Raw genomic sequence first — 14,265 nt, forward strand, 5'->3', positions numbered from 1 at the left:
GACAACACAAGGTGTTGTCCGCCAAACCTGTGACGCAGTAATCAGTTAACGGCGTCTTTCAACGTCTTACCGGCACGGAAGCCAGGTACTCTCGCTGCGGGAATACTGATTTCTTTACCTGTTTGTGGGTTACGACCGGTACGAGCAGCGCGTTCACGCACGGAGAAAGTACCAAAACCAACCAGAGCAACATCATCCCCATCCTTCAGAGATTCGGTTACGGAACCAATAATCGCATCCAACACACGCCCTGCCGCTGCTTTGGAAATGTCAGCATCCGCAGCAATTTTATCGATCAATTGTGACTTGTTCACTCTATCATCCCCTTTGGAATTCTATGGTCGCGCTGAAATTCCCAAAACACGACGCCAAATTTATATCAATCCTGTCAGACCTTAGCAAGTTACAGCTAAAACCAACAGTGCTCTAACTTAGCGGTACAAAAAAAAGCTGGCAAGCACGATTTCACTTACCAGCTCTGATTTTCTCAAGGGTTTTTGCGATATGTCACTATTTGGCCTTGGCCGTAGAGGTAACGACCTGCATACCATATGGCGAATTCTGCAACGCCAGCGACAACACTTCCTCGATTCGTTTCACCGGATGGATATCCAGGTCGGCAATCACGTTTTGTGGAATGTCTTCAAGATCGCGCTTGTTATCATCCGGGATCAATACCGTTTTGATGCCGCCGCGATGAGCGGCCAGCAGCTTCTCTTTCAGACCGCCGATTGGCAGCACCAAACCACGCAGTGTAATTTCCCCCGTCATCGCGACGTCCGCGCGAACTGGATTTCCGGTCAGACAGGACACCAGCGCGGTACACATCGCGATCCCGGCGCTCGGTCCGTCTTTGGGCGTCGCGCCTTCGGGAACGTGAACGTGGATATCGCGTTTCTCATAGAAATCCGCATTAATACCCAGTTTCTCGGCTCTGGCGCGCACCACGGTGAGCGCAGCCTGGATCGACTCCTGCATGACCTCGCCCAATGACCCGGTATATGTCAGCTTGCCTTTACCAGGAACACAGGCGGTTTCAATGGTCAACAGATCGCCGCCCACTTCCGTCCACGCCAATCCGGTAACCTGACCGACACGGTTTTCATCATCCGCCCGGCCATAGTCGAAACGTTGTACGCCGAGGAAATCCTTGAGGTTATCGCCCGTGATCTGAATATGCTTAACCGATTTATCCATCAACAGCGTTTTCACCGCTTTCCGGCACAGTTTGGAAATTTCACGCTCCAGACTACGCACGCCGGCTTCACGGGTGTAGTAACGGATAATGCCGACAATCGCGCTATCCTCAACCGACAGCTCGCCTTTTTTCAGAGCATTGCGTTCAATCTGCTTCGGCAGAAGGTGCTGTTTGGCGATGTTTAGCTTTTCGTCTTCGGTATAACCGGAAAGACGGATCACCTCCATACGATCGAGCAAAGGCGCCGGGATGTTCATTGAGTTAGACGTTGCGACGAACATCACATCCGACAGATCGTAATCCACTTCCAGATAGTGGTCGTTAAATGCCACGTTCTGTTCCGGATCCAGCACTTCCAGCAATGCGGAGGCGGGATCGCCGCGCATATCGGAGGACATTTTGTCGATCTCATCCAACAGGAACAGCGGGTTTTTCACCCCGACTTTCGCCATCTTCTGGATCAGTTTACCCGGCATGGAACCGATATAGGTACGGCGGTGCCCGCGGATTTCCGCTTCATCACGCACCCCGCCCAACGCCATACGCACATACTGGCGTCCGGTTGCCTTGGCGATAGACTGTCCCAGAGAGGTTTTACCCACCCCTGGAGGCCCAACCAGACACAGGATCGGCCCTTTTATCTTGCTGACGCGACTCTGAACCGCCAGATATTCCAGAATGCGCTCTTTGACGCGTTCAAGGCCATAATGGTCGGTATCCAGCATTTCCTGCGCCTTGCGCAAATCTTTCTTAACTTTGCTGCGGGCATTCCAGGGAACCTGCACCATCCAGTCGATATAGCCGCGTACGACGGTCGCTTCAGCCGACATCGGAGACATCATCTTCAGCTTTTGCAGCTCCGCTTCGGTTTTTTCGCGCGCTTCCTTCGGCATTTTCGCCGCTTCAATCTTGCGCTTCAGCGCTTCATGCTCGTCCGGCGCATCATCCATTTCACCAAGTTCTTTCTGAATGGCTTTCATTTGCTCGTTCAGATAATACTCGCGCTGGCTCTTCTCCATCTGTTTTTTGACGCGACTGCGGATCCGCTTTTCAACCTGCAATAAGTCGATTTCGGATTCCATCATCGCCATCAGGTACTCCAAACGTTCCGTAATATCGGACATTTCAAGTACAGACTGCTTATCCGCCAATTTCAGCGGCATATGGGCGGCGATGGTATCAGCCAGACGCGCCGCATCATCAATACTGTTCAATGATGTCAGCACTTCCGGCGGGATCTTTTTATTCAGCTTGATATATCCCTCAAACTGATTGATTGCCGTGCGCATCAATACTTCCTGCTCACGCTCATCAATCGCCGGAGAATCAAGATATTCCGCCTGCGCAGTGAAGTGTTCGCCGCTGTCAGACAGTGTCGTAATACGCGCACGCTGCAACCCTTCAACCAGCACTTTAACCGTACCGTCCGGCAGTTTCAGCATTTGAAGAATTGAGGCTACCGTCCCTACCGAGAAAAGATCGTTAATACTTGGCTCATCCGTTGAGGCCTCTTTCTGCGCCACCAGCATGATCTTTTTGTCGTGATCCATTGCGGCTTCAAGGCACCGAATTGACTTCTCCCGACCAACAAACAACGGAATCACCATGTGCGGATAAACCACCACATCGCGCAACGGCAATACGGGGATTTCTATGCGTTCGGAACGCTCAGGGTTCATAGAGCTCTCTCTTAGTTTCGTTTCCGCCAGGTTAAGGGAATCTCGTGAAACACGATCTTCACGGGTTTCACCAAATAGGTAATTGAGTATATGGGGATAAATATCTTACATTCAACGGTCAGAATACGCGTAAAAGCGAATGGGGGATAAAATCCCCCATTTTTGCCTTTCATTACGGTTTTTTGGTTAACTATTCGCCGGATGCCTGCTGAGCTTCGTGCTTACCGTAGATCAACAAAGGCTCGGACTGACCAGCGATGACCGACTCGTCAATCACCACTTTATCAACGCTTTCCAATGATGGCAGATCGTACATCGTATCCAGCAACGCGGCTTCCACGATCGAGCGTAAGCCACGGGCGCCGGTCTTACGAGCCATCGCTTTCTTAGCGATCGCCGTCAGAGCTTCATCACGGAATTCCAGTTCAACGCCTTCCAGATTGAACAATGCCTGATACTGCTTGGTCAGGGCGTTTTTCGGCTCGCGCAGAATCTGAATCAGCGCCTCTTCGCTCAGCTCTTTCAGCGTCGCGACCACCGGCAGACGGCCAATGAATTCAGGAATCAAACCAAATTTGATTAAATCGCCTGGTTCAACCTGGCCTAACAGTTCGCCTTCCGTCGATTTTTCCGATTTTCCTTTTACCGACGCGCCGAAACCGATGCCGCGCCCGGTGTCGGTACGCTGTTCGATAACCTTATCCAGCCCGGCAAACGCGCCGCCGCAGATAAAGAGGATCTTGGAAGTATCCACCTGCAAAAACTCTTGCTGCGGATGCTTACGGCCGCCCTGCGGCGGAACGGCGGCGATAGTCCCTTCGATCAGTTTCAGCAGCGCCTGCTGAACCCCCTCGCCGGAGACGTCGCGCGTGATCGACGGATTGTCTGATTTACGTGAAATTTTATCAATTTCATCAATATAGACAATGCCGCGCTGCGCTTTCTGCACATCATAGTCGCATTTTTGCAGCAGCTTCTGGATTATGTTCTCCACGTCTTCACCCACGTAACCCGCCTCGGTCAATGTGGTGGCATCAGCCATGGTGAACGGTACGTCGAGAAAGCGCGCCAGGGTTTCAGCCAGCAGCGTTTTACCGCTACCAGTCGGACCGATCAGCAAAATATTACTTTTGCCCAGCTCGATGCCGTTATTACTGTCGCCGTTGCGTAACCGCTTATAGTGGTTATATACCGCGACAGCCAGCACCTTCTTGGCCTGTTCCTGACCGATAACGTAATCGTCAAGATGGCGGCGAATTTCATGCGGCGTCGGCAGCGCACTGCGCTCACGATGCGGAGACACTTCTTTAATTTCTTCGCGAATAATGTCGTTACACAAGTCAACACATTCATCGCAGATATACACTGACGGCCCGGCAATCAGCTTGCGTACTTCATGCTGGCTTTTGCCGCAGAAAGAGCAGTACAGCAACTTTCCTGAACCGTCTTTGCGCTTATCTGTCATCAGTAAACCTCTTCTTAGTCTTTTGCCCGCAGGCCAACCACAGCGATATCGCTACAGCGAACGCCGACACTCATAGCCAATACGCGCAAGAATACACCGCACTACAGACCCCCGGTCGAACACTGATTTTCCTGCTTATATTGCAGAACATCATTGACGATTAGTGAATACAGAATCTACCAGGCCGTAGTCTACCGCCTCGCTGGCAGAGAGGAAACGATCCCGCTCCGTGTCTCTCTCTATCACTTCAAGAGGCTGACCCGTATGTTTAGCCATCAGTTCATTCATTCTGGCTTTTACTTTCAATATTTCTTTGGCATGGATTTCGATATCCGTAGCCTGCCCCTGGAACCCGCCCAGCGGCTGGTGAATCATAACCCGTGAATTGGGCAGGCAGATACGTTTGCCTTTTGCGCCGGCGGCCAACAGGAAAGATCCCATGGAACAAGCCTGTCCCATACAGATCGTGCTCACGTCCGGCTTGATGAACTGCATGGTATCGTAAATAGACATGCCGGCGGTAATAACGCCCCCGGGGGAGTTAATATACAGAAAGATGTCCTTTTCCGGATTTTCAGCTTCCAGAAACAGCATCTGGGCTACGATCAGGTTCGCCATATGATCTTCGACCTGACCGGTCAGGAAGATGATCCTTTCTTTAAGCAGACGGGAATAAATATCGTAAGAACGTTCCCCACGAGAGGTTTGCTCAACCACCATCGGCACCAAAGCCATATGAGGTGCTTGTTTTTCTTGTTCGCCACTGTATGACATTCACGTCTCCTAGATAAAATACATCCGGCATCATTATTGCCCGATTCTACTTTAGATAAATGATGATGACCATGCCGACGCATTCGGTTCACTCATCCAAGGGGCAAAACGCAAACAATAAACCGGAGATCCCTAACGATGCCCTCTTTCCTGCAATATTTGGGGTATCGGCATCGTTTTTCAAGCTTACACCACCAATTGCCTTAGATTAAAGCGTTATCGGCCCGGCTTGACGCCCTCTATTCATAGTAGTGCAATTTAACTCATCTCGTTTAAGAACAAACCGATAATTAGAGCAATCACTTAAATAGAAAAAAACCCGCGCCATAAGGCTACGGGCTTTTTTTGACAGGGAAAAACTCCCTGGCACAGCAACAACAAAATGATGCTTACGCAGCCGTCGTCTGATTCATCAGTTCATTAAAGCTAACGGATTTCTCAACCACTTTTGCCTTGCTAAGCAGCGTTTCAACCGCCTGTTCTTCCAGAGCGACGTTACGCATGTTGTTCATCAGTTCTTTGTTTTTGCTGTAGAACTCGACAACTTCCTGCGGATCTTCATACGCGGAAGCCATTTCGTCGATCAACGCCTTAACGCGTTCTTCGTCCGCTTTCAGCTCATTGGCGCTGATGACTTCACCCAGCAACAGGCCGATAACGACGCGACGCTTGGCTTGTTCTTCGAACAATTCGCGCGGCAATTCCAGCGCCTGCTTTTCGTTGCCGCCGAAACGTTGTGCGGCCTGGCGGCGCAGAACGTCGATTTCGCCGTCAATCAGCGCGGCGGGAACATCAATTTCATTCGCTTTGATCAGGCCGTCTAGAACCTGGGTTTTCACACGGTTACGCACCGCGCCTTTCAACTCACGTTCCATATTTTTGCGAACTTCAGCACGCAGACCTTCCTGAGAACCATCTTCCACGCCGAAACGTTTAATGAATTCTTCAGTCAATTCAGGTAATTCGCGCTCTTCGACTTTTTTCAGCACGATAGCGAACTTAGCGGCTTTACCTTTCAGATTTTCTGCGTGGTAATCTTCCGGGAAGTTCACGTCGATAGTGAACTCTTCACCCGCTTTGTGGCCGACAACGCCATCTTCAAAACCTGGGATCATACGGCCTTGACCCATAGCCAGTACGAAATCGGAAGCTTTGCCGCCTTCGAATTCTTCACCATCGATAGAACCGGTGAAGTCGATGGTAACGCGATCTTCGGCAGTCGCGGCGCCATCGGTTTCTTTCCAGGTCGCCTGCTGTTTACGCAACGTTTCCAGCATAGTATCGACATCGGCTTCCGTTACTTCGACAACCGGTTTTTCGACTTCGATTGATTCCAGATCTTTCAATTCCACTTCCGGATACACTTCGAATTCAACGGAGTAGGTGAAGTCGCCGCCCACTTGATATTCACCCGGAACATAGTTCGGCGCACCAACTGGGTTAATCTTTTCTTTGATGATGGCATCAACGAAATTACGCTGCATCAAATCGCCCAGCACGTCCTGACGCACGGATGCACCATAACGCTGAGCAACAATATTCATCGGCACTTTGCCTTTGCGAAAGCCGTCAATACGTACTTTTTTGGCCACGTTGACCAGCTCGCTCTTAACCGCACTCTCAATGCTGTCAGCAGCAACGGTAATCGTTACACGGCGCCCAAGGCCTTGAGTGGTTTCAACAGAAACTTGCATCTTGTTACCTCAAAAAATCACAGTGCTCGGTCAACCCCAAAACTATTCTCACAACAGCAAAGCTCAATTTCAAACAAGCGCCGTCGGCGCTTAACAGAAAAAAGCCTTACAGAACCGGGACGGCCACCATGTTGTTACCAGACCCTGTTCCCTGTAGTCAGAAGCGTCCCGAATACATTCCGGAAAAATAGACGCGGCATTATAGCGGTATAGATAGGATGAGTCGAGGACGGCGGACAGACTATTCGATAGGACATGCACACTTTTATAAATAACCCGTCCGAAAACGGGTCGTCGGCGACAATCTATGACATGATGCCCGCGCCGCCGCAGGGCGGTGATGACGGAACGGCGTTTTGCAGGCTATCCCATTCTTTGGTCGTGTAGGTATGCAGCGCCAACGCATGCACCGAACTCGCCAATTCCGCCGCCAGCGCCGCATAAATAGCCCGATGACGGCCTAACACCCGTTCCCCCGTAAAGCGATCGCTGACTATCACCACCTTGAAATGACTTTCAGATCCGGCTGGTACGTTATGACGATAGCTTTCATCAATCACTTCCAGGTGAAACGGTTCGAATTCCACACGCAATTTTTCTTCTATTACTTCACGCATCATACGACTACCCTTTCGACGTTGGAAAAGTTCGGTATCAGCTTGGAACTTCCGTCATGGACAGACTTCCCGCTCACTTCAATCTTAGCTGTTTTTCAAGCCGTTATGATCCCCCGCCACGCCTTTGCGGAAAAATAAACGAGTGGCGATTTGATGGCCTGTTTTCGTCACTATTTCAGCATTGATGCGGGCGGCCCAATAGATTTCAAGAGCGGCCGGCACACCCGCGGCTTGAAAGATGGCGGGTATAAAAACGATTTTGCCTGGATGAGGGTGAAGAAAAGATAAATTTCAGAAGAATTCCCCGAACTCTGCTCTTTCCACTGCCCGCGGCAATGATATGATACCAACAAATTTTGTCAGCTAACCACCCTAAACATTACCGAGAAAATACGAATGTTAAAAAAATTATTTTTCCCGCTTTTGGCCGTGCTGATGCTTGCCGGCTGTGCCAGCAAAAGCAACACGCTCAATGTAATGCCCAAAATCAGCCTTCCCCCGCAGGATCCGACGCTAATGGGCATTACAATCAGCATCAACGGCGCCGATCAGCGCGCCGATCAGGCCCTGGCAAAAGTAAACCGCGACGGACAATTGATTACCTTGACTCCATCGCGCGATCTACGTTTCCTGTTGCAGGAAGCGCTGGAGAAACAGATGGCGGCACGGGGTTATATGATCGGCACCGGCGGACCGGTTGCTTTGCAGATCGTGGTTAATAATCTGTACGCGGACGTTGCCGAAGGCAACCTGCGCTACAACATCACCACTAAAGCCGATATCTCCATCCTCTCCCAGGCCGCCAACGGCAACAAACAGGTCAAGAACTATCGTTCGACCTATAATGTTCAGGGCGCATTCACTGCGACCAATGATAAAATTACCGATGCGGTCAATACGGTGTTAGGCGATGTCATCAACGACATGGCGCAAGACACCAGCGTTAGCGCCTTTATTAAAGAAAACGCCCGTTAATCTTTTCATTCCGATTCCTTTGCTCCGCGATTTCTCCTGCGGAGCAAGGGAAAGGACGCTTCATGCTTAGTCGTATCATCAATCTATTCAGCCAGCGTAATTCGCTTTTCCTGCTGTTGCTGGGTTTTGCTTCCGGTTTACCGCTGGCACTAACCTCCGGCACGCTGCAAGCCTGGATGACCGTGGAAAATGTTGATTTAAAAACCATCGGTTTTTTTTCTTTGGTCGGTCAGGCGTATGTATTCAAGTTTCTGTGGTCCCCCCTGATGGACCGCTACACCCCGCCGTTCCTTGGCCGGCGCCGGGGGTGGTTGCTGCTCAGTCAACTCTCATTGGTCGCCGCGATCGTATGCATGGGATTTATGAATCCGGCCCATGACCTCTGGTGGCTGGCCGCCCTGGCCGTATTGGTCGCTTTTTGCTCCGCCTCGCAGGATATCGTGTTCGACGCCTACAAAACGGATCTGCTCCAACCGGAAGAACGCGGAACCGGGGCGGCGGTATCCGTATTGGGTTATCGCTTAGCCATGTTGGTTTCGGGCGGGCTTGCGCTATGGATTGCCGACAGGTTATTGGGTTGGCAGGCGACTTACTGGCTGATGGCCGGCTTAATGCTCATCGGCGTACTCTCCACCCTGCTGGCGCCCGAGCCCAATAACAGCCAGCCCGCCCCGCGCACAATCGAACAGGCCATAGTTTCCCCGCTGCGTAACTTTTTCGGGCGGAACAATGCCTGGCTGATTTTGCTGTTAATCGTGCTGTACAAATTAGGGGATGCTTTCGCTATCAGCCTGACCACCACATTCCTTATTCGCGGCGTCGGCTTCAATGCCGGCGATGTCGGCCTGATCAACAAAACGCTGGGGTTATTTGCCACCATCGTCGGCGCGGTTTATGGCGGCCTGCTGATGCAGCGGCTTACTCTGTTCAGGGCGTTGATGCTGTTTGGCATCCTGCAAGCGGTTTCCAACGCCGGCTACTGGCTGTTGGCCGTCACCGATAAAAACATGATCACCATGGCCAGCGCCGTTTTTCTGGAAAATCTGTGCGGGGGAATGGGCACCTCCGCATTTGTCGCGTTATTGATGACGCTGTGCCACAAATCGTTCTCCGCTACGCAGTTTGCCCTGCTTTCCGCCCTTTCCGCCGTAGGACGAGTCTATGTTGGCCCGATTGCCGGCTGGTTTGTTGAAGCGCACGGTTGGGCATGGTTTTATCTTTTCTCGATCGCCGCGGCCTTGCCGGGGCTAATTCTCTTGATGGCATGCCGGGATACGTTGGAGTACACGCAAAAAACGGGCGATTTCCTGCCGCGCGCCACATTTCCCGGCTATTACGCCGGGGCGTTGCGCGCACTCGCGCTGGGCTCCTGCCTGTTGGGATTATGGTTAATCCTGCTGATAACCAATGCGCTGGGGTGGACTGTTCATCCCAGGCTGGCCGATTATCTGCTGACGGCCGGCGGTGGATTAGCCCTGCTGGGGATTGTATTGGGCAGCGCGTTGGATTACCTGTCGCTGCGCTCGCCAGCGAATCATTCCAATTGATCATGACTAAAGGGACAAAAACGCGTTATTCTACGGTTTTATCCCTTTATTAAATTATTTTTCTCAATTATCTCGCCAAGAAAAAAATTTATTTCATAACGGTAACATTTCGTCTGAACTAATTTTGTTTTTTGACGATAAAAGTTTCTGAACCCAACATTTTTACCCGCTCGAAAATAAACGTCACTATTAGTTGTAATTTTGTATTATCAAACCATACTTTTTGCTAGGCAAAACGTTAATTGCCTGTTTTTAAAAATCATTTTTATTGACCGCTGTCTTTGTGACAATACGTGCAAAAAGCAGCAACAATTGGCTGACATAACCTTAATCATGTTTACAGTAAAGTAACCTTCCCGTAAAATGCCCGCTCGCGTGAAATGACAATAGAGCCCTTGTAATTGAGGTCGCTAGATGAGACTCAGGAAATACAATAAAATTTTTGGGATGTTGTCTTTATTTGCAGCCACAGCAGTGCTCAGCGGCTGCGATATGGCACTGATGAATCCCAAAGGACAAATCGGGTTAGAGCAAAGATCGTTAATACTGACTGCCATCGGGCTGATGTTGATCGTTGTTGTTCCCGTCATCATTATGACGATCGCTTTCGCCTGGAAGTTCCGAGCTTCCAATGAGAAAGCAAAGTACACCCCCAACTGGTCGCACTCCAACAAGATTGAAGCCGTTGTCTGGACTGTGCCGATTATCATTGTCGCGATCCTTGCCACCATCACCTGGAAAACGACCCACTCGCTTGATCCTTATAAACCTTTGGAATCAGATATTAAGCCGATTAATGTCGAAGTGGTTTCCCTTGACTGGAAATGGCTGTTCGTTTATCCGGATCTGGGCATCGCCAGCGTTAATGAACTAGCGTTCCCGGCAAACGTCCCCGTCGCATTCAAAATCACCTCCGACTCGGTAATGAACTCGTTCTTCATTCCTCGTCTCGGCGGCCAAATCTATGCCATGGCCGGTATGCAGACTCAGCTTCATCTGATTGCCAATGAACCGGGTAAATATGACGGCATCTCCGGCGGTTACAGCGGAAAGGGTTTTTCCGGGATGAAATTCACCGCCATCGCTACCCCCACTCAGCAGGAATTTGAACAATGGGTAGCGAACGTCCGTGCGTCGTCCAAAACGCTCAACAGCATGGATGAGTTCAATAAACTGGCTCAGCCAAGTGAATACCATCCGGTAGAGTACTTCTCCAGCGTTCAACCGGATTTGTTCAGGAATATTATTCTCAAATTCACAGGCAACGACATGAACATGCAACATCACGGCGAAGGCATGAAGCACGATGAAAACATGCACATGCAGCACGATGAGAGTATGAACATGGGCGAGCATGCCTCGCACCAAGGAGCCGAGGGATAATAAGATGTTCGGAAAACTTACACTCGATGCAATTCCGTATCATGAACCCATTATCATGGTCACCGTGGCGGGGATCATCGTCGGCGGTCTGGCGCTGCTGGCGGCGATAACCTATTTCGGTAAGTGGAAATGGCTATGGACGGAATGGTTCACCTCCGTCGACCATAAAAAGATCGGCATCATGTATGTCATCGTCGCGCTGGTGATGATGCTGCGCGGCTTTGCCGACGCCATTATGATGCGTGGTCAACAGGTACTGGCCTCCGCCGGCGAAGCGGGCTTCCTTAACCCGCATCACTACGATCAAATCTTTACCGCCCACGGCGTCATCATGATTTTCTTCGTGGCGACGCCTTTTGTGGTGGGTTTGATGAACCTGGCGGTTCCGTTGCAAATCGGCGCCCGCGACGTTGCCTTCCCTTTCCTGAACTCTCTGAGTTTTTGGCTGTTTGTGGCCGGCGTCATCCTGATCAATATCTCGCTGGGGGTAGGCGAGTTTGCTCAGACCGGCTGGGTGGCTTATCCGCCGCTATCCGGTAAGGAATACAGTCCCGGCGTCGGGGTCGATTACTGGATATGGAGTCTACAGATATCCGGTTTAGGCACCACGCTGACCGGGGTGAACTTCTTCGCCACCATTATGAAGATGCGCGCGCCCGGCATGTCGCTGATGAAAATGCCGGTATTCACCTGGACGGCGCTATGCACCAACGTGCTGATTATCGCCGCCTTCCCGATACTGACCGTAACCATCGCGTTGCTGACGCTGGACCGCTACCTCGGCACCCATTTCTTTACCAACGATATGGGCGGCAACATGATGATGTACATCAACCTGATTTGGGCATGGGGTCATCCTGAGGTTTACATTCTGGTTCTGCCGGTGTTCGGCATCTACTCCGAAGTGGTGGCCACGTTCTGTAAAAAACGGCTGTTTGGCTACACCTCTCTGGTGTGGGCGACCATCGCGATAACCATATTGTCGTTCATCGTCTGGCTGCACCACTTCTTCACTATGGGGTCCGGCGCCAACGTCAACGCCTTCTTCGGTATCGCCACGATGATTATTTCGATCCCGACCGGGGTGAAAATATTCAACTGGCTGTTCACCATGTACCAGGGCCGCATTCAGCCTCATTCCGCCATGCTGTGGACGACCGGCTTCATCATCACCTTCTCCATCGGCGGGATGACGGGCGTACTGCTGGCGGTTCCCGGCGCCAACTTCGTGCTGCACAACAGCCTGTTCCTGATCGCTCACTTCCACAACGTGATCATCGGCGGCGTGGTGTTCGGTTGCTTTGCCGGCATCACATACTGGTTCCCGAAAGCATTCGGCTTCACCCTGAACGAAACCTGGGGCAAACGCGCTTTCTGGTTCTGGATCACCGGTTTCTTCGTTGCCTTTATGCCGCTGTACGCGCTGGGCTTTATGGGAATGACCCGCCGGTTAAGCCAGCAAATCAACCCGGAATTCCACCCGTTGCTGGTCGTGGCTTCCCTCGGCGTGGTGCTGATCGGTCTCGGCGTGCTGTGCCAGTTGATGCAGTTCTACGTCAGTATCCGCGATCGCCACCAGAACCGCGACCTGACAGGCGACCCATGGGATGGCCGCACGCTGGAATGGTCGACTTCGTCTCCGGCGCCTTTCTATAACTTTGCTACCGTTCCGCACGTTCACGATCGCGATGCGTTCTGGGAAGCCAAAGAAAAAGGCGAAGCCTACAAAAAACCTGCTGGTTATGAAGCGATTCACATGCCGAAAAATACCGGCGCGGGCGTCATTATTTCAGCGTTCAGTCTGGTGTTCGGTTTTGCCATGATCTGGCATATCTGGTGGCTGGCGATTATCGGCTTCGCCGGAATGATCGTGACCTGGATCGTGCATAGCTTTAATCAGGATGTCGACTACTACGTTCCGGTTAAAGAAATCGAGCAGATCGAGAATCAGAATTTTGAGCAAATCAGCAAAGCAGGTCTGAAACATGTCAACTGAAACTCTGACTAACCATAGCGCAGCCCATGCCGAGCATGGGCATCACGATGCGGGGGCCACCAAGGTATTCGGCTTCTGGATCTACCTGATGAGCGACTGCATTCTGTTTGCGTCTCTATTCGCAACTTATGCGGTGCTGGTTAACGGCACCGCGGGCGGTCCGACGGGGAAGGACATTTTCGAACTGCCCTTCGTTCTGGTGGAAACCTTCGCCCTGCTGTTCAGCAGTATTACCTACGGCATGGCGATGATCGCCATGAACAAAGGCAATAAATCACAGGTCAACGCCTGGCTGGGATTGACGTTCCTATTCGGCCTGGCGTTTATCGCGATGGAGATCTACGAATTCCATCACCTGATTGCCGAGGGTTTCGGTCCGGATCGCAGCGCTTTTCTATCGGCCTTCTTCGCGCTGGTAGGCACGCACGGTATCCACGTCACCTCCGGTCTGATCTGGATCATCATCATGATGGTGCTGATTTCCAGCCGCGGCCTGACCGCCGTCAATAAAACCCGTCTGATGTGCCTGAGTCTGTTCTGGCACTTCCTTGATGTGGTTTGGATTTGTGTCTTCACCGTTGTTTATCTGATGGGGGCGATGTAATGAGTCATTCAACAACCGATCATGCAGGCGCCAGCCACGGCAGCGTCAAATCCTATCTGATAGGTTTTGTGCTGTCCGTTATCCTGACCGTCATTCCTTTTGCGATGGTCATGGCCGGCTCAGCCTCACAGCACGCCATCATTCTGACCGTGGTGGGATGCGCCGTTGTCCAGATTCTGGTCCATCTGGTGTATTTCCTGCACCTGAGTACCGCCTCTGAAGAGCGCTGGAACGTGGTGGCCCTTGTGTTTACCGTCCTGATTATCGCGATTGTCGTTGCGGGTTCCATATGGATTATGTGGAATACGCACGCCAACATGATGATCCAGTAAC

12 protein-coding genes are annotated in these 14,265 nt (G+C 51.4%); 6 read left to right on the plus strand and 6 right to left on the minus strand.

What is annotated here, in order from left to right; translation table 11 throughout:
- Nucleotides 1–41: 41 nt before the first annotated feature.
- The 6 genes from hupB to bolA all read right to left on the minus strand — a co-directional run bounded on the left by hupB (nucleotide 42) and on the right by bolA (nucleotide 7,430).
- On the minus strand, nucleotides 42–314 hold the full coding sequence (hupB, locus tag HC231_RS17420; protein WP_208227991.1) for a nucleoid-associated protein HU-beta: 273 nt from the start codon (nucleotides 312–314) through the stop codon (nucleotides 42–44).
- Nucleotides 315–510: 196 nt separating this feature from the next.
- Nucleotides 511–2,877 (minus strand): endopeptidase La, encoded by a 2,367-nt coding sequence (gene lon / locus HC231_RS17425; protein ID WP_208227992.1) that lies wholly within the window; start codon nucleotides 2,875–2,877, stop codon nucleotides 511–513.
- Nucleotides 2,878–3,067: 190 nt separating this feature from the next.
- A complete protein-coding gene (gene clpX / locus HC231_RS17430; protein WP_208227993.1) occupies nucleotides 3,068–4,342 on the minus strand; it encodes an ATP-dependent protease ATP-binding subunit ClpX in 1,275 nt (424 codons plus the stop codon).
- A 150-nt stretch (nucleotides 4,343–4,492) separates the two neighbouring features.
- The gene (gene clpP, locus HC231_RS17435) at nucleotides 4,493–5,116 is read right to left on the minus strand and encodes an ATP-dependent Clp endopeptidase proteolytic subunit ClpP (protein WP_208227994.1); all 624 of its coding nucleotides are present in this window, start codon (nucleotides 5,114–5,116) and stop codon (nucleotides 4,493–4,495) included.
- Between the two features lie 389 nt (nucleotides 5,117–5,505).
- Nucleotides 5,506–6,810 (minus strand): trigger factor, encoded by a 1,305-nt coding sequence (gene tig / locus HC231_RS17440; RefSeq protein ID WP_208227995.1) that lies wholly within the window; start codon nucleotides 6,808–6,810, stop codon nucleotides 5,506–5,508.
- Between the two features lie 305 nt (nucleotides 6,811–7,115).
- Entirely contained in the window at nucleotides 7,116–7,430 is a 315-nt protein-coding gene (gene bolA, locus HC231_RS17445) for a transcriptional regulator BolA (protein ID WP_208227996.1), read from the minus strand.
- A 393-nt stretch (nucleotides 7,431–7,823) separates the two neighbouring features.
- Here bolA and HC231_RS17450 point away from each other — a divergent pair, with 393 nt between their 5' ends.
- From HC231_RS17450 to HC231_RS17475, 6 genes are all read left to right on the plus strand, one after another.
- Nucleotides 7,824–8,402 carry a lipoprotein gene (locus tag HC231_RS17450; RefSeq protein ID WP_208227997.1) on the plus strand — a complete coding sequence of 193 codons (579 nt, stop codon included), beginning with the start codon at nucleotides 7,824–7,826 and terminating at the stop codon, nucleotides 8,400–8,402.
- A gap of 62 nt (nucleotides 8,403–8,464) precedes the next feature.
- Nucleotides 8,465–9,949 carry a muropeptide MFS transporter AmpG gene (gene ampG / locus HC231_RS17455; protein WP_208227998.1) on the plus strand — a complete coding sequence of 495 codons (1,485 nt, stop codon included), beginning with the start codon at nucleotides 8,465–8,467 and terminating at the stop codon, nucleotides 9,947–9,949.
- Nucleotides 9,950–10,363: 414 nt separating this feature from the next.
- Nucleotides 10,364–11,332, plus strand: a complete 969-nt coding sequence (gene cyoA, locus HC231_RS17460; protein WP_208227999.1) for a cytochrome o ubiquinol oxidase subunit II — start codon at nucleotides 10,364–10,366, stop codon at nucleotides 11,330–11,332.
- Nucleotides 11,333–11,336: 4 nt separating this feature from the next.
- Complete coding sequence (gene cyoB, locus HC231_RS17465; protein ID WP_208228000.1) at nucleotides 11,337–13,328, plus strand: cytochrome o ubiquinol oxidase subunit I; 1,992 nt, start codon at nucleotides 11,337–11,339, stop codon at nucleotides 13,326–13,328.
- A complete protein-coding gene (locus tag HC231_RS17470) occupies nucleotides 13,318–13,932 on the plus strand; it encodes a cytochrome o ubiquinol oxidase subunit III (RefSeq protein ID WP_208228001.1) in 615 nt (204 codons plus the stop codon). The genes cyoB and HC231_RS17470 overlap by 11 nt, the downstream gene beginning before the upstream one ends.
- Complete coding sequence (locus HC231_RS17475; protein ID WP_208228002.1) at nucleotides 13,932–14,264, plus strand: cytochrome o ubiquinol oxidase subunit IV; 333 nt, start codon at nucleotides 13,932–13,934, stop codon at nucleotides 14,262–14,264. Before HC231_RS17470 ends, HC231_RS17475 begins: the two co-directional genes overlap by 1 nt.
- Nucleotide 14,265: the final 1 nt, after the last annotated feature.

This window comes from Brenneria izadpanahii, assembly GCF_017569925.1.
GTDB lineage: Bacteria > Pseudomonadota > Gammaproteobacteria > Enterobacterales > Enterobacteriaceae > Brenneria > Brenneria izadpanahii.

Bases quoted from the DNA above. Each gene is read 5' to 3' on its own strand.
- ampG (WP_208227998.1), top strand. From the start codon at position 8,465: ATGCTTAGTCGTATCATCAATCTATTCAGCCAGCGTAATTCGCTTTTC.
- tig (WP_208227995.1), bottom strand. From the start codon at position 6,810: ATGCAAGTTTCTGTTGAAACCACTCAAGGCCTTGGGCGCCGTGTAACG.
- HC231_RS17475 (WP_208228002.1), top strand. From the start codon at position 13,932: ATGAGTCATTCAACAACCGATCATGCAGGCGCCAGCCACGGCAGCGTC.
- HC231_RS17450 (WP_208227997.1), top strand. From the start codon at position 7,824: ATGTTAAAAAAATTATTTTTCCCGCTTTTGGCCGTGCTGATGCTTGCC.
- cyoA (WP_208227999.1), top strand. From the start codon at position 10,364: ATGAGACTCAGGAAATACAATAAAATTTTTGGGATGTTGTCTTTATTT.
- lon (WP_208227992.1), bottom strand. From the start codon at position 2,877: ATGAACCCTGAGCGTTCCGAACGCATAGAAATCCCCGTATTGCCGTTG.
- bolA (WP_208227996.1), bottom strand. From the start codon at position 7,430: ATGATGCGTGAAGTAATAGAAGAAAAATTGCGTGTGGAATTCGAACCG.
- HC231_RS17470 (WP_208228001.1), top strand. From the start codon at position 13,318: ATGTCAACTGAAACTCTGACTAACCATAGCGCAGCCCATGCCGAGCAT.
- cyoB (WP_208228000.1), top strand. From the start codon at position 11,337: ATGTTCGGAAAACTTACACTCGATGCAATTCCGTATCATGAACCCATT.
- clpP (WP_208227994.1), bottom strand. From the start codon at position 5,116: ATGTCATACAGTGGCGAACAAGAAAAACAAGCACCTCATATGGCTTTG.
- clpX (WP_208227993.1), bottom strand. From the start codon at position 4,342: ATGACAGATAAGCGCAAAGACGGTTCAGGAAAGTTGCTGTACTGCTCT.